Below are 23,921 nucleotides of genomic sequence, written 5' to 3' on the forward strand. Positions count from 1 at the left end.
GCGGGTGAGGAGACAGCGCGTTCTACCGGTCGCGGGGGCGGCGCTCCTCGCGGGCGCCTTCCTGCTCTCCGCGGCCGCGCCGGCATCGGCGGCACCCGGCGCGCGCGGGGGTGCGTACAGCACGACCTCGAGCGCGGCGGCGACCATCACCACCGCGTCCGGGTTCCCGAGCGCGACCTTCACCACGACCGACCCGTCGCCCGGCGACCCGGCGAGCCAGACCCTCAGCGCGAGCACCCCGCCCGGTGTGATCTACGGCACCTCCGCCGGCTCGTCGCCGCTGGCGTTCCACTCCACCGCCACCACGACGACGACGGTCGTGACGTTCGCGTCGGCGACCCCGGCCACGCGCTGGTCGTTCGTGCTCGGCGACGTCGACGCCGAGACGCTGCTCGTCTCGGCGTCCGGGCCCGGCGGACCGCTCACGCCCGCGCAGCTCGGCTTCGAGGCCGCCTTCAACGCGTTCGGTGCGGCGCCGCCCGCCGACGCTCCGACCTGGAACGCCACGACGGGCGAGCTCCGTGGCAACACGAGCGACACCACGGGCGCGGATGCCTGGTTCAGCCCGACCGTGCCGGTCACCTCGATCACCCTCGTCTCCACGCGCATCAGCGCGACGGGCAACCCGGTTGCGTACCTCTGGATCGCGGCGCAGACCGCCAGCCTGGCCGGCCGCGTCGTCGACACGGCCGGAGCGCCGGTGCCGGCCGCGACCGTGACGGTCACCGCCGCCGACGGGTCGCCGCTGCCCGGACCGCCGGTCACCGCGACGACGGATGCCTCGGGCGCGTTCGACATCCCCGCGATCGCGCCGGTGCCGGTCGCGGTGAGCGCCCTGGCCGCGGGCCGCCCGGCCGGGCCCGTCGTCGTGGTGCAGCCGGCGCCGGACGCGGCCGCCCCCGCCCTGCTCGTGTATCCGACCGCGGTCGACCTCGTCGTCGCGGACCCGGTCGTCGCTCCGCCCGTGACGCCGGTCGCCCCCGCGGCGCCGGCCGCACCGCAGCTCGCGGAGTCGGGCGTCGACGTCGGCGTGCCGACCGCCATCGGCGGCATCGTGCTCGGCGCCGGCGTCGTGCTGCTGGCTGTCTCGGCGGTGCGCCGCCGCGGTTCCCGCCGGGGCTGAGTCCCGGGCTGAGTCCCGGGCTGACCCCGGCGACTCGGCTGGGGATCCGCCCGGCCGGCGCCGTGACCCCACCCTCTAGGCTGGGGCGGTGAGCGACATCATCGAGGTCGGACGTTCGAAGCGGGCCCGGCGGGCGTACGCGTTCGACGACATCGCGATCGTGCCGTCGCGGCGCACCCGCGACCCGCAGGACGTCAGCGTGAGCTGGACCATCGACGCCTTCACGTTCGAGATCCCGGTGATCGCCGCGCCGATGGACTCCGTGGTGAGCCCGGAGACGGCGATCGCGATCGGCCGTCACGGCGGACTCGGCGTGCTCGACCTCGAGGGCGTCTGGACCCGCTACGAGGACCCGCAGCCGCTGCTCGACGAGATCCGCGCGCTGCCGGCCGACGAGGCCATCGCCGGGATGCAGCGGATCTACTCCGAGCCGATCAAGCCGGAGCTCATCACCGCGCGTCTCGCCGAGATCCGCGCCGCCGGCGTGCCCGTGGCCGGCGCGCTCACCCCGCAGCGCACCGCCGAGCTGTCGCGCACCGTCGTCGATGCAGGCGTCGACCTCTTCGTCATCCGCGGCACCACGGTCAGCGCCGAGCACGTGTCGAAGACGACCGAGCCGCTGAACCTCAAGGAGTTCATCTACGAGCTCGACGTGCCGGTGATCGTGGGCGGCGCCGCGACGTACACCGCCGCGCTGCACCTCATGCGCACGGGCGCGGCGGGCGTGCTCGTCGGCTTCGGCGGCGGCGCGGCGTCGACGACGCGGGCCAGCCTCGGCATCCACGCGCCGATGGCCACCGCGGTCGCGGACGTCGCGGCGGCGCGCCGCGACTACCTCGACGAGTCGGGCGGCCGCTACGTGCACGTCATCGCCGACGGCGGACTCGGCACCTCGGGCGACATCGTCAAGGCGGTCTCCATGGGCGCCGACGCCGTCATGCTCGGCTCGACCCTGGCCCGCGCCGCGGAGGCTCCCGGCCGCGGCTGGCACTGGGGCGCCGAGTCGTGGCACGCCGAGCTGCCGCGCGGCAACCGGGTCGAGGTCGGCACCTCCGCTCCGCTCGAGCAGCTGCTGTTCGGCCCCTCGTCGCTCGCCGACGGCCGCCTCAACCTCATCGGCGCCCTGCGCCGGGCGATGGCCACCACCGGCTACTCGGACCTCAAGGAGTTCCAGCGCGTCGAGGTCGTCGTCGCGCCGTACCAGCAGTCCTGACGGCCGCCGCGGCTGGACGCCTCCTGCACGTTCGTGCGGGTTCGCCTCCGGGCTGGCCGCCGCGACCGCGCGCCGTCCTAGCCTGGTGCCGACTCGGATGGATGAGGAGGTCCCCGTGGCCAGCAGCGGCAATTCCGTCTCGCGATCGAACCGTCTCGGCCCGGAGGAGCGCACCGCCGCCCTCGCGAGCATGCGGGATCGCGAGCTCGACATCCTCGTCGTCGGCGGCGGCATCGTCGGCTCCGGTGCCGCGCTCGACGCGGTCACCCGCGGCCTGCGCACCGGCCTGGTGGAGGCGCGCGACTTCGCCTCCGGTACCTCGAGCCGCTCGTCGAAGCTGGTGCACGGCGGCATCCGCTACCTCGAGCAGCTCGACTTCAAGCTCGTGCGCGAGGCGCTCATCGAGCGCGGGCTGCTGCTGCAGCGGATCGCGCCGCATCTCGTCAAGCCGGTGCGGTTCCTCTACCCGCTGACGAAGCCGGTCTGGGAGCGGTTCTACATCGGCACAGGCATGCTCATGTACGACGCGTTCTCCTGGTCGGGCGGGCGCCCGCCGGGGGTGCCGCACCACCGGCACCTGTCGAAGTCGCAGATGCTGCGGGCCATGCCCGGCCTGCACAAGGACGCGTTCGTCGGCGGCCTGACCTACTACGACGCCCAGGTCGACGACGCGCGCTACGTCGCCGAGCTCGCCCGCACCTCGAGCTTCTACGGCGCCCACGTCGCCAGCCGCGTGCGCGTGGAGGGCTTCCTCAAGGTGGGGGAGCGCGTCGTCGGCGTGCAGGCCCACGACCTGGAGACCGGCGAGCGCTTCGAGATCCACGCGAAGCAGGTCGTCAACGCGACCGGCGTCTGGACCGACGACACGCAGGCCATGGTCGGCACGCGCGGCCAGTTCCGTGTCCGCGCCTCGAAGGGCATCCACCTCGTCGTGCCGCGCGACCGCTTCCAGTCGAAGATCGGCATGATCCTCCGCACCGAGAAGAGCGTGCTGTTCGTCATCCCGTGGGGCCGGCACTGGCTCATCGGCACGACGGACACCGACTGGGACCTCGACAAGGCGCACCCGGCCGCGACGGCGGCCGACATCGACTACCTGCTCGAGCACATCAACAAGGTGCTCGCCGTGAAGCTGACGCGTGAGGACGTCGAAGGCGTCTACGCGGGACTCCGGCCGCTGCTCGCCGGCGAGAGCGAGCAGACCAGCAAGCTCAGCCGCGAGCACATCGTGGCGCACACCGCGCCCGGCCTCGTCGTCGTCGCGGGGGGCAAGTGGACCACCTACCGCGTCATGGCGAAGGATGCCGTCGACGAGGCCGTCGCCGCGCTCGACGGGCGCTGGTCGGATTCCGTCACCGAGAACATCGGCCTGCTCGGCGCCGAGGGGTACCAGGCCGCGTGGAACAAGCGGCGCAAGATCGCCCGGCGCTTCGGCGTGCACACGGTGCGGATCGAGCACCTGCTCAACCGCTACGGCGTGCTCGCGGACGAGGTGCTCGACCTGCTCGTCGAGCGCCCCGAGCTCGCGGAGCCGGTGCCGGGCGCCGACGACTACATCCAGGCGGAGGTCGTCTACGCGGCGACCCACGAGGCGGCCCTCCACCTCGAGGACGTGCTCGCCCGCCGCACCCGCATCTCGATCGAGGCCTGGGACCGCGGCGTGTCCGCCGCGCCGGTGGCGGCCGCGCTGATGGGACGGGAGCTGGGCTGGAGCGGCGAGCGCATCCAGGAGGAGGTCGACAACTACCTCCGCCGGGTGGCCGCCGAGCGCGCGAGCCAGTTGGAGCCGGACGACGCGTCCGCCGACCGGGTCCGCCTCGAGGCCCCGGACATCTCCACGATCGCGGCGCTGCCGAGCGCCGCGGACGGGCCCGTGCTCTCGACCGCGCCGGATGCGCCGGTCGCGCGGAAGCCGCGCGCGAGCCGCGCGAAGCCCTCCGCCTCCTGATCGGGGCCGTGGTTCCGAATCCGGACGGTTCCGGCGGTCGCGGATAGACCGAGCCGCCTCCGGCGCCCTGCTGGTCCGTCCGCCTCCGGCGCCCTGCTGGTCCGTCCGCCTCCGGCGGAACGTCCAGCCCGTGGTCGAGCCCCTGCCTAGACTGAGTGCATCCCCTCAGCTAAGGAGCATCCCCCATGGTCGACGTCCGACGGGTCAAGCTCCCGGGCGTGGGTGTTCTGCACACCTTCGTCACCGACGACGGCGGCAAGGTGGGCGTGATCACGCATCGCTCGGGGCATTCCGACCTCATCACCTTCTCCGACTCCGACGACGGCGGCGACGCCACGAAGGTGTCCCTCCGACTCGACGAGGACGAGGCGCACACCCTCGCCGAGCTGCTCGGCGGCACCCGCATCACCGAGTCGCTCAGCGCGCTCGACTCGCTGCCCGGCCTCAGCATCGACTGGTTCACGGTCGACTACGAGGACCACATCGCCGGCCAGGAGCTCGGCAGCCTCGCCACGCGCGGGCTGGTCGGGCTCACCGTCGTCGCGATCGTGCGCGGCGAGTCCGCGAACCCCGCGCCGGCCGACGACTTCCGCGTCTTCCCGGGCGACACGCTCGTCGTCGCGGGCAGCCCGGAGAAGGTCGCGAAGGCGTTCACCTTCTACCGCACCGGTGAGCTCAAGCCGAAGACGCCCGTCGACAGCGCGGCCGCCGGCTCCGCCTCCGGGGGCTGAGGGTGGAGCACGCCGGTGGCGAGCTGCTGACCCTCGGGGTCCTGTTCGTCATCGCCTACGTGCTCGGGCGACTCGGCAAGCTCGTCGGCCTGCCGGCGATCCCGATCTACATGCTGGTCGGGCTGCTCGCCAGTCCGCACTCGCACTTCTTCCCGCTGAGCTTCGAGGCCGCCGACGTCGAGCTCGTCGCCGTGTTCGGCCTCATCCTGCTGCTGTTCAACCTCGGGCTCGAGTTCGATCAGGACGAGTTCTTCGGCAACGCCGGACGGCTGCTCATCTCGGGCGGCTCGCGCCTGGTCGTGAACATGGGCGTGGGCTTCGGCTTCGGCCTCTGGGTCGGCTGGGGCACGCGCGAGGCGCTGATCATCGCCGGGATGACGGCGACCTCCTCCAGCGCGATCATCACGAAGCTGCTCATCGAGCTGCGCCGCCTCGCCAACCGCGAGACGCCGATGATCCTGGGCATCGCCGTGCTCGAGGACATCTTCGTCGCGGTCTACCTGGCGATCGTCTCGGTCGTGCTCAGCGGCAAGACCGACCCCGGTCCGATCGTGCTGCAGCTCGGGCTCTCGTTCGGCTTCCTCGTCGTCATGTTCGCGATCGCGAGGTGGGGCGGCAGATTCGTCTCCCGGCTCGTGAACACCCGCGACGACGAGCTCTTCACGATCCTGTTCTTCGGGCTCGCGGTCGCGTTCGGCGGCATCGGCGAGCTCATCGGCGTCTCGGATGCGATCGGCGCGTTCCTCATCGGCCTCGTGCTCGGCGCCACCCGCTTCCGGGAGCGGATCGTGCAGTTCGCGCTGCCGCTGCGCGACGTGTTCGGCGCGTTCTTCTTCCTCAACTTCGGGCTCGCGCTCGACGTGCGCGACTTCGGCGGCGTCGCGATCCCGGTGGTCGTGGCCGTGGTGCTCACGCTCGTCGTCAACACGGCGATGGGGCAGTTCGTCGGCTGGCTCAACAAGCTCACGCCCGCCGAGGGCTTCAACGCGAGCGCGATGCTGCAGAACCGCGGCGAGTTCGCGCTGATCCTCGCGACCCTGGCGACCGGCGCGGGACTGGACTCCCGGCTCACGCCGTTCGCGGGACTCTACGTGCTCGTCATGGCCATCGTCGGACCGGTGCTGTCCGTCAACTCGGAGAAGATCGGCGCCCTCGTCTTCCGGCGCCCGCAGCGGCCCACCCGGGTCGCCGATCCGGCGCGCGACGTCGAGCTCGCGCTCGCCGAGGCGGCGATGCGCGGCCAGCAGCCGAGCGAGCCCGTCGATGAGGGGCAGGACGTGCTCGAGGAGCGGCTGGAGGATGACGCCGAGGATGCGCGGGGCTCCCGCGTCGCGCAGAGCCGCGCCGAGCTGATGCCGCGGAGCGCCTCCGTGCCGGTCGACGACATCGAGGAGCTCGAGCTCGACGACGCCGACGCCCTCCGGATCGCCGAGCAGGCCATGGAGCAGAGCGACGCCGATCCGGAGCGGAGGATCGTGCGTGAGCGCGACCCCGAGTACTGACGCGCGCGGCGCGCTCGTCGAGCCCCCGTCGTTCTGGCGCACCGCCGTCCGGCCCCGCTGGATCGCGGCGCTGCTGCTCGCGCTCGCCGTGGCGGCCGGCTTCGCCGCGCTCGGCCAGTGGCAGATCGGCCGCGCGGCCGAGACCGCCGTGGTGCACGAGACGGACGACGGCCCGGTGCGGCCGCTCGCCGACGTCGACCGCCCGCAGACCGGCGTGACCGGCGAGGAGGGCGGCTCGCTCGTCTCGATCAGCGGCCGCCTGGTGCCGGGCGACACCGTGCTGCTGCCGGACCGCCTCCGCGTCGGCTCGGCCGATCCGCTCGGCGGGAGCCACGGCTGGTGGGTGGTCGGGCACGTCGTCGACGGCGACGGCGACTCGCTCGCCGTCGCGCTCGGCTGGGCGGCGACGCGCGCTGAGGCCGTCACGGCCCGCGACGCGATCACCGGCGCCGCGGCCGAGTGGTCGGGTCGCTACCTCCCGCCGGAGTCGCCGGACTCGGACGAGGTCGAGTCGGGACGGTTCTCGGCGATGGCCACCGCCTCCCTCATCAACTCGTGGAAGGACGCCGGTCCCGCCTACTCCGGCTACCTCGTCGCCGATCGGCCGCTCGCCGGACTGGAGCGGATCGTCGCCCCGCCGCCGGAGCAGGAGTCGTCGCTCAACCTGCTCAACCTCTTCTACGCGGCCGAGTGGGCGCTGTTCGCCGGGTTCGCCGTCTACCTCTGGGTGCGCCTGGTGAAGGACGCCGTCGAGGCCGAGACGGAGGCCCGCACGAACGGGGGAGCGGCCGCCGGCGCGGCCCCCGGCACCGAGCGGGCGCCCGGTTCGACGCCCGTAGAATAGGGCCATGCCCCTCGGCCCCCGGCCCGCCGACCTCCCCTGGCTCCGCCGCGCGGTGCAGGTCTACAAGGTCTCCTCCATCATCACCGGCACGCTCCTCATCGTGCTCGGCGTCGTGTCGTGCATCCGCTGGTTCGCGTTCTCGGACATCTACCTCGGCCCGCGCGGCCTCTACCTCGCCGAGCCGCACTCGCTCGGCGGCGGCGTGAACCTGACGACGATCATCCTGATAATCCACGGCTGGTTCTACGTGCTCTACGTGGGCCTCGACTTCGTGATGTGGCGGCTCGCGCGCTTCTCGTTCGGCCGCTTCCTCTTCATCGCGCTCGGCGGGATCATCCCGCTGCTCTCGTTCTTCCTCGAGCGCCGGGTCCCCCGGCAGGTCGAGGCCATCATCCGGCGCGCCGAGCAGCCCTCGGCCGCCCCGACCGTGGAGACCGCCGCGTGACCGACGCTCCGTCAGCCCGTCCCGTCCTCGTCGTCGACTTCGGCGCCCAGTACGCGCAGCTCATCGCACGTCGCGTGCGCGAGGCCAGCGTCTACAGCGAGATCGTGCCGCACACGATCACCGCGGAGGAGATCCGCGCGAAGGATCCCGCGGGCATCATCCTCAGCGGCGGCCCGTCGAGCGTGTACGAGGAGGGCGCGCCGAGCTTCGACGCGGGCGTCTGGGACCTCGGCATCCCGACCCTCGGCATCTGCTACGGCTTCCAGGTGATGGCGCAGCAGCTCGGCGGCGAGGTGGCGCACACCGGCCAGCGCGAGTACGGCTCCACCCGCGTGCACGTCGCCGAGCCCGGCGCCCTGTTCGGCGGCCAGCCCGAGGAGCAGGTCGCGTGGATGAGCCACGGCGACAGCGTGCAGGCGGCCCCCGAGGGCTTCGCCGTGCTCGCGAGCACCGACACCATCCCGGTCGCCGCGTTCGCCGACGACGCCCGCCGCCTCTACGGCGTGCAGTGGCACCCGGAGGTGAAGCACTCCGAGCACGGCCAGGACGTGCTCGAGCACTTCCTGCACGAGGCCGCCGGCATCCCCGCCGACTGGAACAGCGGCAACGTGATCGCCGAGCAGGTCGAGCGCATCCGCGCCCAGGTCGGCACCGGCCGGGTCATCGCGGCGCTCTCCGGCGGCGTGGACTCCGCGGTCGCCGCGGCGCTCGTGCACGAGGCGATCGGCGACCAGCTCGTCTGCGTCTTCGTCGACCACGGGCTGCTGCGCCAGGGCGAGCGCGAGCAGGTGGAGCAGGACTACGTCGCCTCCACCGGCGTGCGGCTCGTGACCGTCGACGCCGTCGACCGCTTCCTCGACGCGCTCGCCGGCGTGAGCGACCCGGAGGAGAAGCGCAAGATCATCGGGCGCGAGTTCATCCGCGTCTTCGAGCGCGCGCAGGCCGACCTCATCGCCGAGGCGGCGAGCGAGGGCGACCCGATCGGCTTCCTCGTGCAGGGCACGCTCTACCCGGATGTGGTGGAGTCCGGCGGCGGCACCGGCACCGCGAACATCAAGAGCCACCACAACGTCGGCGGGCTGCCCGAGGACCTCGAGTTCGAGCTCATCGAGCCGCTCCGCGCGCTGTTCAAGGACGAGGTGCGGGCGATCGGCCGCGAGCTCGGGCTGCCCGAGGCGATCGTCGGCCGCCAGCCGTTCCCCGGTCCCGGCCTCGGCATCCGCATCGTCGGCGAGGTGACGCGCGAGCGGATCGAGCTGCTGCAGCAGGCGGACGCGATCGTGCGCGCCGAGCTCACCGCCGCCGGCCTCGACCAGGAGATCTGGCAGTGCCCGGTCGTGCTGCTCGCGGACGTGCGCTCGGTCGGCGTGCAGGGCGACGGCCGCACGTACGGGCACCCGATCGTGCTGCGTCCGGTCAGCTCCGAGGACGCCATGACGGCCGACTGGACCCGGCTGCCCTACGACCTGCTCGCCCGCATCTCGAACCGCATCACGAACGAGGTGGCCGGCGTCAACCGGGTCGTGCTCGACGTCACGTCGAAGCCGCCGGGGACGATCGAGTGGGAGTAGCCCCGTGAGGGCGGTGCCGGCGGACCTCGATGCGGAGGTGGTCGCCGAGATCGACGCGCGCCTCGACGGCATCGAGGCCGACGGCGGGACCGACGAGGGCGGGATCGGCGGCGAGCTCGAGCGTGCCGAGGTCGTGTGGGCGATCGAGAGCGGCAGCCGTGCGTGGGGCTTCCCGTCGCCCGACAGCGACTACGACTGCCGCTTCCTGTTCGTGCGCCCGAACGACGCCTACCGCTCGCTCTGGCCCCGACGCGATGTGCTCGAGACGCCGCTCGACGCCGTGTTCGACGTGAACGGCTGGGACCTCGCGAAGGCCATCCGCCTGCTCGTGAAGGGCAACGCCACGCCCGTCGAGTGGCTGCGCTCGCCGATCGTCTACCGCGGCGACCCGGCGCTCCGCGATCGGATGCTCGCGCTCGCCGACGACGTCGTGGAGCGCCCGGCGATCGGGCGCCACTACCGGCACGTCGCGCTGCAGCACCGCGACGGCGCCGGGTCGCTCAAGCGCTTCTTCTACGCCCTGCGTCCGGCGGTGGCGCTGCGCTGGCTGCGCGTGCATCAGGATCGGGTCGTGCCGCCGATGGCGCTGCCGCAGCTCGTGGCGGAGTCGGACGTGCCGGACGCGATCGCGGTGCGGGTCGCCGAGCTCATCGAGCTGAAATCGCGGACCCGCGAGATGGGCGCCGAGCCGGCGCCGGCCGCCCTGGTCGAGCTCGTCGCCGACGAGATCGAGCGCGCGGCGGTCTTCGAGGACGTCGCGCCGCGCGATCCGTCGGCGAGCCGCCGCCGCGCCGATGCGTGGTTCGCGGCCGAGCTCGACCTCCGGCCGGCCCGCTGAGACGGCGACGGGCGCCCGGCCGGAGCCGGGCGCCCGTCGTGCATCAGGCCGAGGTCAGCGTCTGCCGGTGAGCAGCGCGACGAGGCGGAGGATCTCGAGGTAGAGCCAGACGACCGTCAGCATGAAGCCGAAGGCGGCCGCCCAGGCGAACTTGCGCGGGGCGCCGTTGCGCACGCCCTGCTGCACGCTGTCGAAGTCGAGGATCAGCGAGTAGCAGCCCAGCGCGACCGCGAGGATGCCGAGCGGCACGCCGAGCGGGATGCCCGTGTTGCCGATCTCGATGCTGCGGGCGCCGAACATGCTGTCCGTGACGCCGGTGAACATGAGCACGACGTTGACGAGCGAGAACGCGACGTAGCCGAACATCAGCACGAGGAAGACGCGGGTCGTCCGCTTGGAGGCCCGCACCTTGCCGCTCGCGAACAGCGCGAGCGTCACGCCCACGACCGCGAGCGTGCCGAACACGGCCATCGGCACGACGCCCTGGCCGAACACGTCGGCGTAGATGTTCGAGATGCCGCCGACGAACACGCCCTCGACGGCCGCGTAGGCGAGCACCAGGGCGGGCACCGGATTGCGCTTGAAGATGTTGACCAGGGCCAGCACGAAGCCGATGATGCCCGCCGGGATCGCGAGCACCGGCACGAACCAGCCGACCGCCGCGCCGACCAGGAGGATGCCGAAGGAGATCGCCGTCTTGACGATCGTGTCCTCGTACGTCATCCGCCCCATCTGGTCCGGGGTGGCGGAGGGGATGTCGAGGTGCTGCTGCATCTCGCCGGGCGTGGGGACCGGCGGCGCGTAGCCCCGATCGGAGAACGCCGGGTTCCGCGAGAACGCGGGGTTGCTGTTGGCCATGCTGAATTCTATTCGGGAGCGGCCGGTGCCCGCCTGGCAGAGACCTGGGATGCCAGCACGCGTGCGCTGAGAGCCCCCGCCCCCAGCGCGGCGCCCTCGATGACGAGCGCGGGCAGCATGGCGGTGTAGCCGCGCACCGCCGCCGCGATGACGACCGCGGCGCCGACCGGGATGACGGCGGAGACGAAGGCGGCGACGGGCGGCCGGTGCCGCACCAGCATCCAGCACAGGTAGGGGATCGCCAGCACCGCGAGGAAGCGCGGGCCGGTCAGCAGCAGCCAGCAGGCGAGCGTCGAGGGCACGGCGGCGGTGAGCCGCCGCCAGCCGTCCGCCGGCAGGATCGCCCAGCCGACCATGTGCGGCACGGTGCCGAGCAGGGCCAGCAGCTGGAAGGTGTCCGCGCCCGCGATGCAGACGCCGCCGGACACGATGAGCGCGAGCCCGATCCAGAGCCGCTCGGAGTAGCCGCCCCAGCGGAGGGGGAGCGCGCGCGTCGGCTCGGCCCACCGGCTGCGCGCGTCGCCGTCCGCCATCGCTCAGCGTCCCAGCAGGTCGGGCAGGACGCTGGTCGCGATCCAGAACGCCGCGACCAGCGCGACGACGACGATCGCGGTCACCGGAACGCCGCGCCGCAGTCGACGTCCGCCCGGCGCCACCAGGCCCTGCGCTCGGCCGTCCGGCATCCGGTCGTCCGCATAGCGCTCCGTCTGCGACAGCGCCTTCGCTCCGACGGTGTCGACGATGCGGGCGACGCGGGTCCAGGTCGCGGGCGCGGTGAGGTCGAGCGGCTCCGACGAGTACGCGAACAGCCAGTCGTCGACGATCTCGACGTCGAACGACGCCGCCTCGTCGATGAGGAGCGCCATGAGATCGGGCGTGAAGACGTAGAGCGCGTCGCGCTCGTAGTCGGACGGGCAGTACAGCGTGAAATACCGGTCGAAGTCGCCCTCGAGGGAGAGCACCTGATCCCGGGCGAGGCTCGCGGGGAGATTGGTGCCGCCGAAGATGCCGTTGTTGCTCCGCGCGTCGAGCACCATGTTCGGCAGGCGACGGTCGAGCCGCAGCGCCAGGTAGCCCCAGTCGTGCGTCGTGCGGTTCTTGCCCGAGCCGGTCGTGTACGTGAGCGCGCCGACATCGGTGAACCGCGGCGCGGCACCCGTCACGTGCTCGGTCAGGCGCCGGTTGCCGCCGACCTGGAAGATCGCGCCCGGGTAGGCCGGCGCCGGCTCGTCGGCGCCGAAGACCATCCCGTTCGCGCGCGCGAAGCGGTCGATCAGCGCCCGACGCCGACCACGGCCCAGCATGGCCGCGAACTGCGCGCCGACGACGAGCAGCACGACGATCGGCACGGCGACCGCGAGCAGGCCCCCGACCGGCGACGGCGCGGCACCCGTGCCGAGGCGGAGGAGCCCCGGGGCGAACAGTCCGAACCAGAGCACCAGGATCAGCACGCCCCCGACGAGCGCCGCGATGCCGCCGAGGCCCGCGAGGACGCCGGCGCCCGATCGCCGTCGCCACTCCGCGATCTCGGCGCGGCTGATCGGCGCGGTGAGCGGGGCGAGGTCGAGGGCGGGCATCCGTCAGCGCACCCATCCAGCGGTCTCGGACGGGGCGGTCGGGCGGGGCATGCCGGACATTCTGCCGTCATCCGCGCTGACTAGGGTGTCGCCGTGCCTACGCCCCTCGTCATCGGCCACCGCGGCGCCAGCGGCTACCGTCCCGAGCACACCGCCGCCGCCTACGACCTCGCGTTCGCGCTCGGCGCGGACCTCGTCGAGCCGGATGTCGTGGCCACCCGCGACGGCGTGCTCGTGATCCGCCACGAGAACGAGATCTCGGGCACGACGGATGTGGCGAGCCGGAGCGAGTTCGCGAAGCGCCGCACCACGAAGCAGATCGACGGCGCGGCGGTCACCGGCTGGTTCACCGAGGACTTCACCTGGGACGAGCTCGCGACGCTGCGCGCGATCGAGCGGCTGCCGCAGCTGCGTCGCGGATCCGCCCGCTTCGACCGGCGCTTCCAACTGCTGCGCCTCGAGGACCTGGTCGCGCTCGTCGACCGGGCGTCCGAGCGGCACGGCCGCGAGCTCGGGCTGGTGGTCGAGATCAAGCACGCGACGTATTTCGCCTCCGCCGGCCTGCCGCTCGACGAGCTCGTCGCCGACGCGCTCGCCGGCTGGGGGTCGCGCGACCGGCTCGTGGTCGAGAGCTTCGAGCAGGGCGTGCTCGACCGTCCGGCGGTCCGCGAGCTGGACGCGCGCCGCGTGTACCTGATCGACGCGAAGGGCGCGGCGGCGGACCTCGTGGCCGCGCACGGCAAAGGGGCGCCGACCTGGGCGTCGCAGCTCGCGCCGGACGGGCTCGCCCGGCTCGCCGAGTCGGTGGACGGCGTCAGCGTCGCGAAGTCGTACCTCGACGAGCGGCGCGACGAGACGCCGGCCGCGCTCGTCGCGCGCATCCACGCGGCGGGCCTGGAGTGCTTCACCTGGACGCTCCGCGCCGAGAACAAGTTCCTGCCGAAGCCGCGCCGCATCGGGGGCGAGAAGTCAGACCCCGGCGACTGGCTCGCCGAGTTCCGCCGCCTGCTCGACACGGGCGTCGACGGGGTCTTCGCCGACCAGCCCGACCTCGCGGTGAGCGCGCGGGACGACCGGGGCTGACCACGCCGCGGGCGTCGGCGGCCCCGCGGTCGTGCGGTGCCCATGCGCCGAACCGGCTTTCAAATGAAGGAGCTGTCCGTGGTGCGGCCACCGAATGAAGGAATCGCCGGCAGCGTGGCGATGGATTGCGGCGTCATGACCGGGTTGCGGCCCGGACTTCCTTCATTCGGCAGAGGGACCGGCTGATTCCGGTGACCTCCGGACGGTGTCATCACCAACGGTGGTCGCCGCGAAGCACCACCGATTCGACGGTCTCGAACAGGAGCCGTGGCTCGAGCTCGGCCTGCAGCGCGCTGAATCGCAGCGGCAGGTAGCCCTCGCGGACGGCCGCGGCGTCACGACGGCGGTCGCGCTCGAACGCGTCGGACCCGCCGTGGTGCGCTCGGCCGTCGATCTCGACTACGAGGCGGTCTCCGACGACGAAGTCGACACGACCGACTCCGACGATCGGGACCTGGCGGCGGATCCGGGAAGCCGGTCTGATGGTTCGGATGACCTGCCAGGCGAGGGTCTCCGCCCCCGATTCGCAGACCCCGTCGAGATGCCCGAGATGCGCTCGCACACGTTCGGGGGCGTCGTCGAGCACCCGCGACCATGCCGTGCGGAGCGACGGTCGGAGGCGCAGGACGGAGTCGACCGACGCAGCCGCTCGGTCGATCGGAAGGCAGCGGATGACCTGCGCCAGCGCGGTCGGGATCGGCGAGCGCAGCCGCGCGGGATCCTCCGATCGCGTCCAATGCACGGTCACGTCGTCGAGCGTCGCCAGCCGACGGACCTTCGAACTCGGGCTGCGGAGCCGGCAGGCGTTCGCGGGTACCTCGATGTGCAGCGGATCGTCGAGCGGCACCCATCCGCCCGCCGCGCGGACGACCGAACTGCAGCCGAGGCGGCCGCCGACCCGCAGGGCCGCGATCGTTCTCGGATCGGTGGACGGCAGCACGTACCAGCCCTGACGAGCTCGGACGATCCTGCCGGCCGATGCCGCGGCGCTCAGTTCCGGTCGTGTCGCGCCGGCACCGTAGAGCTCGGATGTCGCGGCGAGTCCGCCGAGTCGGCGGATCTCGCGGATGAGATCGGTCACGCGCCGAGGGTTCCGGTCGGAGGTGCTCGCGCGCGCCACCTCATCGTCGGCTGGGGATGGATCGGGGTATCCGAGTCCGGTGGAGGAGCGGGTGCCCGCTGCCGAATGAAGGACTTTCGGTCGATGCGGCCGCTTCATCCGAGGACAGATCGCACCCGACGAGGTTTCTCCTTCATTCGGCAGGCCGACGCACAACGGACTCCTTCATTCGGCAGCAGGGCGGCACCAGAGCGGCATCAGCGCTGCAGTCGGACGGCTACCTGGCCACCCGACTGCAGCACCCGCTGACCACGCCGCGGGCGTCGGCGGCCCCGCCTAGACTCGCTGTGCCATGACCTTCGCCCTCGACGGACTCGAGCCGCCCGCCCCCGCCGTCGACGAGAGCCTGCTGGCCGGACTCAACCCGCAGCAGCGTGCGGCGGTGCTGCATCGGGGTCCCGCGCTGCTCATCGTCGCCGGAGCCGGCTCCGGCAAGACCAGCGTGCTCACCCGGCGCATCGCCGGGCTGCTGTCGACCCGCGAGGCGTGGCCGAGCCAGATCCTCGCGATCACGTTCACGAACAAGGCCGCGGCCGAGATGCGCGAGCGCATCCGCGCCCTGGTCGGCGCCGAGCGCGCCGAGGGCATGTGGATCTCGACGTTCCACTCCGCCTGCGTGCGCATCCTGCGCCGGCAGGCCGAGGCGTTCGGCCTGTCGCCGAGCTTCACGATCTACGACACCGCCGACAGCCGCGCGCTGCTCAAGCGGATCATCAAGGAGCTGGATGCCGACACGCTCGGCTACACGGTCGGCGGCGCCGCGGCGCGCATCTCGAAGCTGAAGAACGAGCTGCAGGACGTCGAGACGTTCGCCCGCAACGCGAACTTCGACGACCCGAAGGAGGCCGCGTTCGTCGAGATCTTCCGCCGCTACACCTCCGGGCTGCAGCGCGCGAAGGCCTTCGACTTCGACGACCTCATCGCGCAGACGGTCTACCTGTTCCGCGCGTTCCCGGAGGTCGCTGCCCTCTACCAGCGCCGCTTCCGCCACGTGCTCGTCGACGAGTACCAGGACACGAACCACGCGCAGTACGCGCTGATCCGGGAGCTCGTGCGGGCCGTGAAGCCGCAGCACGTGCCGGCCGACACCCGCATCGCCCGCGGCCCGGACGGCGGCATCCCGGGCGCCGCGCTGACCGTGGTCGGCGACTCCGACCAGTCGATCTACGCGTTCCGCGGTGCCGACATCCGCAACATCGTCGAGTTCGAGCGCGACTTCCCCGACGCCGAGGTGGTGCTGCTCGAGCAGAACTACCGCTCGACGCAGAACATCCTCGACGCCGCGAACTCGGTGATCGCGAACAACTTCGACCGGGTCGCGAAGAACCTCTTCACCGACACCGGATCCGGCGACAAGATCACCGGGTACACCGGCTACTCCGCGCACGACGAGGCCCAGTTCGTGGCGGACGAGGTCGACGAGCTGCGCCGTGGCGGCACCGGGCTCGACGACATCGCGGTGTTCGTGCGCACCAACTCGCAGACCCGGCCGCTGGAGGAGATCTTCATCCGCTCCGGCATCCCGTACCGGATCCCCGGCGGCACGAAGTTCTACGAGCGCGCCGAGATCAAGGACGCGATGGCGTACCTCGTGCAGGTCGTGAACCCGGCCGACGACCTCGCGCTGCGTCGGGTGCTCAACGTGCCACGGCGCGGCATCGGCCCGGCCACGGAGGCGGCGCTGCAGGCCCAGGCCGACCGGCTCGAGGTGCCGCTGCGCGACGCGCTCCGCGACGCCGAGCAGCTCGGGCTCGGCCCGAAGGTGACGAAGGCGATCCTCGAGCTCGTCGAGCTGCTCGACCGCGAGAGCGCGCGGGCCGCGACGGCGGCGCCCGCCGACATCCTCAAGTCGCTGCTGCAGGGCACCGGCTACGTCGCCGCGCTCCGGGCGACCGGCGACGCGCAGGACGAGGCCCGCGCCGAGAACCTGGAGGAGCTGCTCGCGCAGACGCGGGAGTTCCGGACGGCGAACCCGGAGGGCGTGCTGCTCGACTTCCTCACCAACGTCGCGCTGCTCGCCGCTGCCGACGAGATCGAGGACGACGACGGCTCCGTCTCGATCATGACGCTGCACACGGCGAAGGGCCTCGAGTACGACACGGTGTTCCTCACCGGCGTCGAGGAGGGCCTGCTGCCGCACCAGATGTCGGCGGGGGAGCCCGGCGGAGTGCAGGAGGAGCGGCGGCTGTTCTACGTCGGCGTGACCCGCGCGAAGCGGCTGCTCTACCTGTCGCTGGCGATGACGCGCGCGCAGTTCGGCGACACGAACGTGGCGCTGCCGAGCCGCTACCTGCAGGAGATCCCGGCGGAGCTGATCGACTGGCGGCAGTCGCCGGGCATGGCCAACTCGCGCGGCGGCACGCAGCCCCGAGCGCTCAACGCCCGGCGCGACGGCGGCCGCGAGCGGTTCAGCTACGCGCAGTCCCTGCCGACGGCGCCAGTGCGCGAGAAGCGCGAGTGGACGAACCCGGTCACCGGCAAGGTGCGCGACAACGGCGACCTGACGCTGGAGGCGGGCGACCGCATCCGGCACGCCGACTTCGGCGAGGGGCGCGTCACCGTGGTCACCGGGCAGGGCGCGAAATCGATCGCCGAGGTGCAGTTCGACTCGGCCGGCCGCAAGAAGCTGCTCATCAAGATCGCGCCGATCGAGAAGCTCTGACCGCGGCTAGTCGATCCAGAGCACGATCCCGCGGAGGTCCTTCAGCACCGCGGCGACCCCGGCCCGGACCGCCGCGTCGCAGCGCTCGGCGGTGAAGCTCGCGGGGTCGTAGTGCGACGACGTGCCGAGCCCCTCGCCGCGGAACGAGGCGCCCGTCCAGTCCACCGCGGTGACGTTCCCCGTCGGCTCCGCCACCTCGGCGCCGAGCACGAGGAACTCCTGGTCGAGGTGGTTCGCCGTCACGGTCGCCAGCGGGTCGATGAGGTCGTCGCCCGCGGTGATGATGAGGTCCGGCTCGAGGTCCATCGCCTCGACGATCGCCGGGATGAGATCGCCGTCCGCGACCACGGTCTTCAGGCTCACGCCCTCCGCCTCCGCCCAGCGGCGCACCGCGCCCGAGACGGTCCGGGCCGGCTTGTCCTGCTCGGTCGTCAGCAGCACGACCCGGTAGCCGGGCGCGGGGCGCACGTCGTCCCATGAGCCCGCGACCGGGTCGATCGTCGCCTCCGGGCTCGGCGCGGCGCTCGGCTCGAACCCCGGCTTCAGCTCGCCGACCGCCGTCGGGGCCGGCCGCGACCGCGACCAGTCGTCCGATGCGCAGGCGCTGAGCGCGACGGCGAGGCCGGCGACGAGAGCGAGGGCCGTCAGGGCGACGGTCCGTGGGCGTGCACGCACGGGGATCCTTCTCGAGCGGGGGATGCCGGCGGGCGCAGGCACGCTCGATCCTCCCGCGCCGCCTCGATGCGGGATCGCCGGGGGAGCGAGGGTTCGACGTCCGTTCACCTCCGCGCCGCCGTCCGTTCGCGGGCGCCGTCGGCCGCCGAGCGGCTCCGACGCCGTCGTCGCCCGCCCGCCCGCCGACCGTGCGCCGGGTGCACGTTCTGGGCGTCCTCTCAGGGTTCGGGCGGTGGCAACCCGGGCAGCGCGAGCCGTTCCCCGGACGTTCATCCGGCGACCGGAGCGTGAGCCCCGCACCACCCTCTCCCCGACCCCACCCCGAACAGGAAACGGACACCCATGTCTGCCCCCTCCCTCCCGGATGCTCCGCGGCCCTTCCGCCGTCGCGCCTCCGTGGTCCTCACCGCCGCGGCGCTGTGCTCGGCGGTCGCCCTCGGCGGCCTGCTCGCCGCCCCGGCCTACGCCGCCGACACCGCGGCGACGTCGTCGGGCATCGTGCTCGGCGTCGGCGCCGACGAGTCGCAGCGCATCCTCACCTGGTACACCACGGGCGACACCGCCCAGGTCGTGCAGCTCGCCCCCACGGCGCAGCTCGTGAGCGGCGAGTTCCCGGCCTCCGCGGTCACGTTCTCGGCGACCGGCGGTGCGAACATCGCCTCGAGCGGCGGCTTCAACCGCCACGCGACGGTCTCCGGCCTCAAGGAGAACACCGCGTACTCCTACCGCGTCGGCGCGACCGGCGCCTGGTCGAGCACCTACGCCTTCAAGACCCAGTCCTTCGACGGCGCGTTCGACTTCCTGTTCTACGGCGACCCGCAGATCGGCTCGTCGGGCGACACCGCCCGCGACGGCGCGGGCTGGGCCGACACGCTGAACGTGTCGCTCGCCGCCAACCCGAACGCGGAGCTGCTCGTCTCGGGCGGCGACCAGGTCGAGACCGCGAACACCGAGTCGCAGTGGGACGCCTTCCTCGGCTCCGGCTCCGACAAGCTGCGCCAGTACCCGTGGGCCGCCACCATCGGCAACCACGACGTCGGCGGCAAGGCCTACGACCAGCACTTCTCGACGCCGAACACCGACCGCAGCGCGGCCTACTACAAGGGCGGCACCGCGGGCACCGGCACGGAGTCGGGCGGCGACTACTGGTACATCTACAAGGACGTGCTGTTCATCGACCTGAACAGCAACTCCTACGCGAACGGCGCGACCAACGGCAGCGGCGGCGACGACGCGCACGTGGCGTACGTCACCGACGTCGTGAAGAAGCACCAGGCCGAGGCCAAGTACACCGTGCTCGTGTACCACCACGCGATCTACTCGCCGGCGGACCACGCGCAGGACGCCGACAACCAGCAGCGCCGCGTCGACTTCCCGACCGCGTTCTCGAAGCTGGGCGTCGACCTCGTGCTGCAGGGCCACGACCACAGCTACTCGCGCAGCTACGAGATCAAGGACGGCGCGAAGGCCAACGCGGCGGAGACGCCCGGCCAGGCCGACGTCTACCCGGGCCCCGGCGGCGTCATCTACGTGACGGCGAACTCGTCCTCGGGCTCGAAGTACTACGACATCACGAAGCCCGTCGCCCCCGGCACCACCGGCTCGAACGGCGCCACCAGCGCCACGAGCGGTGCCGGCAACGGCGCCGACCCGCTGAACTCGGCGAACTACTGGTACAACTCGGTGCAGAACCAGGAGCACGTCCGCACGTACACCAAGGTGCAGGTCCAGAAGGACCAGCTCGTGGTGCAGACCGTGCGCAGCGGCACCTGCGACGCGCCGAACGCGGCCGTCGAGCTGAAGAAGGTCGCGTGGTGCGGCCCGAACAGCGGCGCCTCCGCCGCCCAGCCGGTCGGCTCGGTCGTCGACTCCGTCGCCATCCACCAGAACCACGGCAGCGGCCAGGACATCCAGGTCACCGTGCCGGAGCCGGCTCCGGGTGAGTTCGGCTGGACGATCGACGGGCGCAACGGCCTCGTCGACCTCGGCACGGCCGTCGACAAGGACGACTACTTCCAGGCGCTCGGGCAGATCAACCCGATCGCCGTCTCCGACAGCCGCCGCTCGCTCGCCCCGTGGTCGATCTCGGCCTCGGTCGGCGACTTCCAGGACGGCACCAGCACCTTCTCCGGCAAGTACCTCGGCTGGACCCCGAAGGTGACGCAGGCGGGCGCCGGTGCGACCGCCGGTGCTCCGGTGAAGTCGGGCTACGACGCCGGCAGCGGCCTCTCGGTCTCGCAGGTGCTCGGCTCGGCGACCCAGGGCCACGCCCGCGGCACGGCCAAGCTCGGCGCGGATCTGGACCTGAAGTTCCCGACCGACGTCGCCAAGGGCAGCTACCGCGCCACCCTCACCATCACCGCGCTCAGCAGCTGAGCCGACCGCCCGCGCTCGCCGCGGGCAGCCGGTGGGGCGGATGACAGACGGCATCCGCCCCACCGGCGCATCCGCTTCCCCCACCTCGAGGACCGAACCATGAGCACCCCCCGATCCATCAGCATCCGCGGCATCGCGCCGGCCTCCGCCGCGCTCGCCATCGTCATCGGGGCGGGGGTGCTCGTGCCCGCCACGGCGGCCTCGGCGGCCGACGACCCCGTGACCTGGACCGTGCGCACCGGGTCGAACGACTTCGGCGCCGACCGGACGAGCTTCGACTACACGCTCGCGCCGGGCACGAACGCGCAGGACTCCCTCGTCGTGGCGAACAAGGGCGACGAGCCGCTCGAGCTCGGCGTCTACGCCGCCGACGGCTTCACGACGGAGGGCGGCCGTTTCGACATCCTCCCCGCCGGCGAGACCTCGAAGAACGTCGGCGCCTGGGCCGTGCCCTCCGATCGGACGGTCACCGTGCAGCCGGGCGCGACGGCCGAGGTGCCGTTCACGGTCGACATCCCCGCGAACGCGACGCCCGGCGACTACGCCGGCGGCATGGTGACGTCGCTGGTGCAGGGCGACGCCGCCCAGGGCATCAACGTCGACCGCCGCCTCGGCATCCGGATGTCGGTGCGCGTGAGCGGCGACGTCACGCCCGCCCTCGCCATCGAGCACGCCGCCGTCACCTGGAACGGCGGTCTCAACCCCTTCGCCGGAGGCGACGCGACCGTGAGCTGGACGCTGCACAACACCGGCAACGCGGCCCTCTCCGCGGAGCAGGGGGCGACGCTGTCCGGACCGTTCGGCTGGTTCCCGATGCGGGCCGGCGCCGTGGCCGACGCGCCCGAGCTGCTGCCGGGGGAGTCGTGGAAGGTCACGACGACCGTGCGCGACGTGCCGGCCCTGTTCGCGCTGTTCGCGACGCCCACCGTGACGCCGCTGCTCACCGACGCGTCCGGATCCACCGCGCCCATCGACGCGATCTCCGCAACCGCCGGCGGGCCCGCCGTGCCGTGGATGCTGCTGATCGTGCTCGCGCTGCTCGCCGGCGCCGTCGTGCTCCTGGTCCGAGGCCGCGGCCGCCGGTCGGACCTGCGCCAGGCGCGCGAGGACGCCCGCGTGCAGGAGGCCGTCGAGCGCGCGCTGGCCGACCAGGAGGGCGCGGTGCCCGCCGAGAAGGCGACCGCGGGCGCGACCGAGGACTGAGCTCCGGGGCGGTCAGGTCGCCGGGTCGGTGTCCGGCGTGACGGCGACCTGGCCGGTCTCGACGTCGACGCTCGCGTCGGGGTCGATCGAGGGGCGCCGTCCGCGCACGACGAGCACGACCGAGAGCAGCGCGACGGCGACCACGAGCAGCGCGACCGCGTCGATCGCGACGGCGCCGGACGCGCCGACCAGGCCGCCGAGGATGCCGATGAGCACGCCGCTGCCGAGGCGGAAGCCGTTCGCCGTGATGCCGAAGGCGCCGATGAAGCGGCCGCGGCGCTCCGGCGGCGCCTCGAGCTGCACGAGGGTCTGCGACATCGACGACGAGATGATGTTGCCGACGCCGGCGACCAGCAGGGCGCCCACCGAGAGCCAGAAGCTCCGCGAGACCGCGAAGACGAGCACGGCGCCGGCGAAGACGATGGTCGCGATGATCGCGAGCCGGGTCGACGCGCGGATGCGGCCGACGGCCTCCGTCGTGACGCCGCCGATGACGGCGCCCGCCGACATCGCCGCGACGAGCACGGCGTAGCCGGGGCCGGACTCGCTCTCGCCGAGCAGCTCGCCGAACTCCGGGAACAGCGGCAGCAGCGCGACGCCGATGAACAGGCCCACCGCCCCCTGCAGCAGCATCGCCACGAGGATCGACGGGTACCTCGGCACCTCCCGCAGCACGTCGGCCACATCGCGGAGCCGGACGCGCGGGCGCGGCGCGCTGTCGCGCACGTGCCCGGTGAACGGCACGATCAGCAGGTAGATCCAGAACGGCAGGTAGAGGGCGATGTTGATGAACATGCCGATCGCCGGGCCGACCGCGAAGATCAGGATGGCCCCGAAGGCCGGGCCGACGAGCTGGCCGAGCGTCATGCCGGTCGCCATGAGCCGCACGGCGCTCGGCAGGTCCTTGCCGCCGACCATGTCGTAGAGCATGAGCTGATCGGCCGGGCCCCAGAAAGCGCTCGCGATGCCGTGGACGAGCAGCAGGATCACGACGTGCCACGGCTGCAGGCTCCGGGTCGCGAGCAGGATGCCCCACGCGATCGACACGGAGATGAAGAGCAGGCCGGAGAACTGGATGATCCGCCGGCAGTCGAAGCGGTCGGCGAGCCCGCCGATCTGGATCGAGAACAGCAGGTGCGGCGCCCAGTGCGCGATCACCGCGAAGCCGGCCAGCAGCGGCGAGTGGAAGTACTGCCACATCGCCCAGTAGGTGATGGCGTGCTCCATGTTGTCGCCGGCCATCATCAGCGAGCCGCCGACGAGGTAGCCCTTGTACCAGCGGGCGCGCAGCGCGGCGAATCTCACCGTCCGAGCCTAGGACCGCGCGGGTCCGGCATCCGACCCGTTGCCGTCCGCGTGCCGCGGCGCCCGCCCGGCGTGCCGGGCGAGGCCGGCGAGCAGCCGCCGCGACGGCAGCTCGCGCAGGCGCCGGGGTGTGACGCGGAGCACGCCGCCGAGCAGCGCCATCGCGGCGCCGAACCGGCGGGCGCGGGCCGCGGACCACGGCAGGCCGTAGGCGCGGCGCACCTCGTCCGGCAGCAGCCCGGCGGTCACCAGGCGGCCGAGCGGCATCGCCGCCCGCAGCCAGAGCGGCCCGACCCGCGGTCGCAGCAGCTGGCGGCAGACCGCGCGCGCGTCCTCGCCGACCTCGAGCGAGGCGAGCGTCGACGACCAGTACGCCTCGAACGCGGCAGCGTCGACCGGCCAGTCGGCGCGCGGCACCTGCAGCGCGGCGCCGAGGTCCCCGAAGCGGGTGAGCACCTCGGCCGCGAGCGGCGCCGGGAGCGGGCCGTCGATCCGCTCGTGCACGCGCACCGCGGTCCAGAGCAGCGTCGCCGCGACCCAGCGCTGGTGCCGCGGATCGCGAGCACCCGGCACGCCGGCGTGAGCCCGATCGACGGACCCGGCGGCCAGGCCCGCCAGCCGGTCGTCCGCGAGGCTCACCGCGTACACGTAGCCGAGCGTCGAGCGGAGGCGCCGCACGGGATCCCGCGCGAAGGCGCTGTGCTCCGCCACCCCGCGCGCGACGACCGGATCGGCCAGCTGCAGCAGGATCGCCGCGCCGCCGCCGAGCACGAGCGCGCCGTCCGCGGCGAAGCGCTCGAACGCCGGGCTGCGGGAGGGCATGGAGCCGATGCTCCCACCCGCGCTC

At 72.9% G+C, this 23,921-nt stretch carries 20 protein-coding genes; 13 read left to right on the plus strand and 7 right to left on the minus strand.

What is annotated here, in order from left to right; genetic code table 11:
* Positions 1-4: 4 nt before the first annotated feature.
* The 9 genes from AC1RSJ_RS03335 to AC1RSJ_RS03375 all read left to right on the plus strand — a co-directional run bounded on the left by AC1RSJ_RS03335 (position 5) and on the right by AC1RSJ_RS03375 (position 10,215).
* The gene (locus AC1RSJ_RS03335; RefSeq protein WP_493116918.1) at positions 5-1,123 is read left to right on the plus strand and encodes a carboxypeptidase-like regulatory domain-containing protein; all 1,119 of its coding nucleotides are present in this window, start codon (positions 5-7) and stop codon (positions 1,121-1,123) included.
* An 88-nt stretch (positions 1,124-1,211) separates the two neighbouring features.
* Positions 1,212-2,336 carry a GuaB3 family IMP dehydrogenase-related protein gene (locus AC1RSJ_RS03340; RefSeq protein WP_493116919.1) on the plus strand — a complete coding sequence of 375 codons (1,125 nt, stop codon included), beginning with the start codon at positions 1,212-1,214 and terminating at the stop codon, positions 2,334-2,336.
* 190 nt (positions 2,337-2,526) lie between these two features.
* Positions 2,527-4,284, plus strand: a complete 1,758-nt coding sequence (locus AC1RSJ_RS03345) for a glycerol-3-phosphate dehydrogenase/oxidase (protein WP_493117215.1) — start codon at positions 2,527-2,529, stop codon at positions 4,282-4,284.
* 185 nt (positions 4,285-4,469) lie between these two features.
* Positions 4,470-5,015: a cation:proton antiporter regulatory subunit gene (locus AC1RSJ_RS03350; RefSeq protein ID WP_493116920.1), complete on the plus strand. Its 546-nt coding sequence runs from the start codon at positions 4,470-4,472 to the stop codon at positions 5,013-5,015.
* A 2-nt stretch (positions 5,016-5,017) separates the two neighbouring features.
* Positions 5,018-6,517: a cation:proton antiporter gene (locus AC1RSJ_RS03355; protein WP_493116921.1), complete on the plus strand. Its 1,500-nt coding sequence runs from the start codon at positions 5,018-5,020 to the stop codon at positions 6,515-6,517.
* Entirely contained in the window at positions 6,495-7,361 is an 867-nt protein-coding gene (locus AC1RSJ_RS03360; protein ID WP_493116922.1) for an SURF1 family cytochrome oxidase biogenesis protein, read from the plus strand. Before AC1RSJ_RS03355 ends, AC1RSJ_RS03360 begins: the two co-directional genes overlap by 23 nt.
* Positions 7,362-7,365: 4 nt before the next feature.
* The gene (locus AC1RSJ_RS03365; RefSeq protein ID WP_493116923.1) at positions 7,366-7,806 is read left to right on the plus strand and encodes a DUF3817 domain-containing protein; all 441 of its coding nucleotides are present in this window, start codon (positions 7,366-7,368) and stop codon (positions 7,804-7,806) included.
* Positions 7,803-9,377, plus strand: a complete 1,575-nt coding sequence (gene guaA, locus AC1RSJ_RS03370; RefSeq protein WP_493116924.1) for a glutamine-hydrolyzing GMP synthase — start codon at positions 7,803-7,805, stop codon at positions 9,375-9,377. The genes AC1RSJ_RS03365 and guaA overlap by 4 nt, the downstream gene beginning before the upstream one ends.
* 4 nt (positions 9,378-9,381) lie before the next feature.
* Positions 9,382-10,215: a nucleotidyltransferase domain-containing protein gene (locus AC1RSJ_RS03375; RefSeq protein WP_493116925.1), complete on the plus strand. Its 834-nt coding sequence runs from the start codon at positions 9,382-9,384 to the stop codon at positions 10,213-10,215.
* A 54-nt stretch (positions 10,216-10,269) separates the two neighbouring features.
* Here the strand turns inward: AC1RSJ_RS03375 and AC1RSJ_RS03380 are convergent, their stop codons facing one another.
* Genes AC1RSJ_RS03380 through AC1RSJ_RS03390 form a run of 3 tightly spaced genes read right to left on the minus strand, consistent with a single transcriptional unit; the run spans position 10,270 to position 12,650 of the window.
* Positions 10,270-11,073: a Bax inhibitor-1/YccA family protein gene (locus AC1RSJ_RS03380; RefSeq protein WP_493116926.1), complete on the minus strand. Its 804-nt coding sequence runs from the start codon at positions 11,071-11,073 to the stop codon at positions 10,270-10,272.
* Positions 11,074-11,081: 8 nt separating this feature from the next.
* Positions 11,082-11,606: a hypothetical protein gene (locus tag AC1RSJ_RS03385; protein WP_493116927.1), complete on the minus strand. Its 525-nt coding sequence runs from the start codon at positions 11,604-11,606 to the stop codon at positions 11,082-11,084.
* A 3-nt stretch (positions 11,607-11,609) separates the two neighbouring features.
* Positions 11,610-12,650, minus strand: a complete 1,041-nt coding sequence (locus AC1RSJ_RS03390; protein WP_493116928.1) for a hypothetical protein — start codon at positions 12,648-12,650, stop codon at positions 11,610-11,612.
* A 93-nt stretch (positions 12,651-12,743) separates the two neighbouring features.
* On the opposite strand from AC1RSJ_RS03390, the gene AC1RSJ_RS03395 reads away from it, so the two are divergent.
* Positions 12,744-13,733, plus strand: coding sequence for a glycerophosphodiester phosphodiesterase family protein (locus AC1RSJ_RS03395; RefSeq protein ID WP_493116929.1), 990 nt, complete (start codon positions 12,744-12,746; stop codon positions 13,731-13,733).
* Between the two features lie 211 nt (positions 13,734-13,944).
* On the opposite strand, the gene AC1RSJ_RS03400 is transcribed toward AC1RSJ_RS03395, so the two are convergent.
* A complete protein-coding gene (locus tag AC1RSJ_RS03400; protein WP_493116930.1) occupies positions 13,945-14,814 on the minus strand; it encodes an endonuclease domain-containing protein in 870 nt (289 codons plus the stop codon).
* 331 nt (positions 14,815-15,145) lie between these two features.
* Between AC1RSJ_RS03400 and AC1RSJ_RS03405 the strand changes: the two genes are divergently transcribed.
* On the plus strand, positions 15,146-17,515 hold the full coding sequence (locus AC1RSJ_RS03405) for an ATP-dependent helicase (RefSeq protein ID WP_493116931.1): 2,370 nt from the start codon (positions 15,146-15,148) through the stop codon (positions 17,513-17,515).
* Positions 17,516-17,521: 6 nt separating this feature from the next.
* On the opposite strand, the gene AC1RSJ_RS03410 is transcribed toward AC1RSJ_RS03405, so the two are convergent.
* A complete protein-coding gene (locus tag AC1RSJ_RS03410) occupies positions 17,522-18,190 on the minus strand; it encodes a hypothetical protein (RefSeq protein WP_493116932.1) in 669 nt (222 codons plus the stop codon).
* A 342-nt stretch (positions 18,191-18,532) separates the two neighbouring features.
* Here AC1RSJ_RS03410 and AC1RSJ_RS03415 point away from each other — a divergent pair, with 342 nt between their 5' ends.
* Together AC1RSJ_RS03415 and AC1RSJ_RS03420 are read left to right on the plus strand one after the other, a co-directional pair.
* On the plus strand, positions 18,533-20,566 hold the full coding sequence (locus AC1RSJ_RS03415; protein ID WP_493116933.1) for a purple acid phosphatase family protein: 2,034 nt from the start codon (positions 18,533-18,535) through the stop codon (positions 20,564-20,566).
* Between the two features lie 99 nt (positions 20,567-20,665).
* Positions 20,666-21,769 (plus strand): WxL protein peptidoglycan domain-containing protein, encoded by a 1,104-nt coding sequence (locus AC1RSJ_RS03420; RefSeq protein WP_493116934.1) that lies wholly within the window; start codon positions 20,666-20,668, stop codon positions 21,767-21,769.
* A 12-nt stretch (positions 21,770-21,781) separates the two neighbouring features.
* On the opposite strand, the gene AC1RSJ_RS03425 is transcribed toward AC1RSJ_RS03420, so the two are convergent.
* A complete protein-coding gene (locus tag AC1RSJ_RS03425) occupies positions 21,782-23,074 on the minus strand; it encodes an MFS transporter (protein WP_493116935.1) in 1,293 nt (430 codons plus the stop codon).
* A gap of 9 nt (positions 23,075-23,083) precedes the next feature.
* Positions 23,084-23,896 carry an oxygenase MpaB family protein gene (locus AC1RSJ_RS03430; RefSeq protein WP_493116936.1) on the minus strand — a complete coding sequence of 271 codons (813 nt, stop codon included), beginning with the start codon at positions 23,894-23,896 and terminating at the stop codon, positions 23,084-23,086.
* Between the last annotated feature and the right edge of the window lie 25 nt (positions 23,897-23,921).

It is taken from the genome of Schumannella sp. GW821-FHT10F01, from assembly GCF_058809295.1.

Bases quoted from the DNA above. Each gene is read 5' to 3' on its own strand.
- AC1RSJ_RS03350 (WP_493116920.1), top strand. From the start codon at position 4,470: ATGGTCGACGTCCGACGGGTCAAGCTCCCGGGCGTGGGTGTTCTGCAC.
- AC1RSJ_RS03365 (WP_493116923.1), top strand. From the start codon at position 7,366: ATGCCCCTCGGCCCCCGGCCCGCCGACCTCCCCTGGCTCCGCCGCGCG.
- AC1RSJ_RS03380 (WP_493116926.1), bottom strand. From the start codon at position 11,073: ATGGCCAACAGCAACCCCGCGTTCTCGCGGAACCCGGCGTTCTCCGAT.
- AC1RSJ_RS03415 (WP_493116933.1), top strand. From the start codon at position 18,533: ATGTCTGCCCCCTCCCTCCCGGATGCTCCGCGGCCCTTCCGCCGTCGC.
- AC1RSJ_RS03390 (WP_493116928.1), bottom strand. From the start codon at position 12,650: ATGCCCGCCCTCGACCTCGCCCCGCTCACCGCGCCGATCAGCCGCGCC.
- AC1RSJ_RS03420 (WP_493116934.1), top strand. From the start codon at position 20,666: ATGAGCACCCCCCGATCCATCAGCATCCGCGGCATCGCGCCGGCCTCC.
- AC1RSJ_RS03430 (WP_493116936.1), bottom strand. From the start codon at position 23,896: ATGCCCTCCCGCAGCCCGGCGTTCGAGCGCTTCGCCGCGGACGGCGCG.
- AC1RSJ_RS03345 (WP_493117215.1), top strand. From the start codon at position 2,527: ATGCGGGATCGCGAGCTCGACATCCTCGTCGTCGGCGGCGGCATCGTC.
- AC1RSJ_RS03405 (WP_493116931.1), top strand. From the start codon at position 15,146: ATGACCTTCGCCCTCGACGGACTCGAGCCGCCCGCCCCCGCCGTCGAC.
- AC1RSJ_RS03385 (WP_493116927.1), bottom strand. From the start codon at position 11,606: ATGGCGGACGGCGACGCGCGCAGCCGGTGGGCCGAGCCGACGCGCGCG.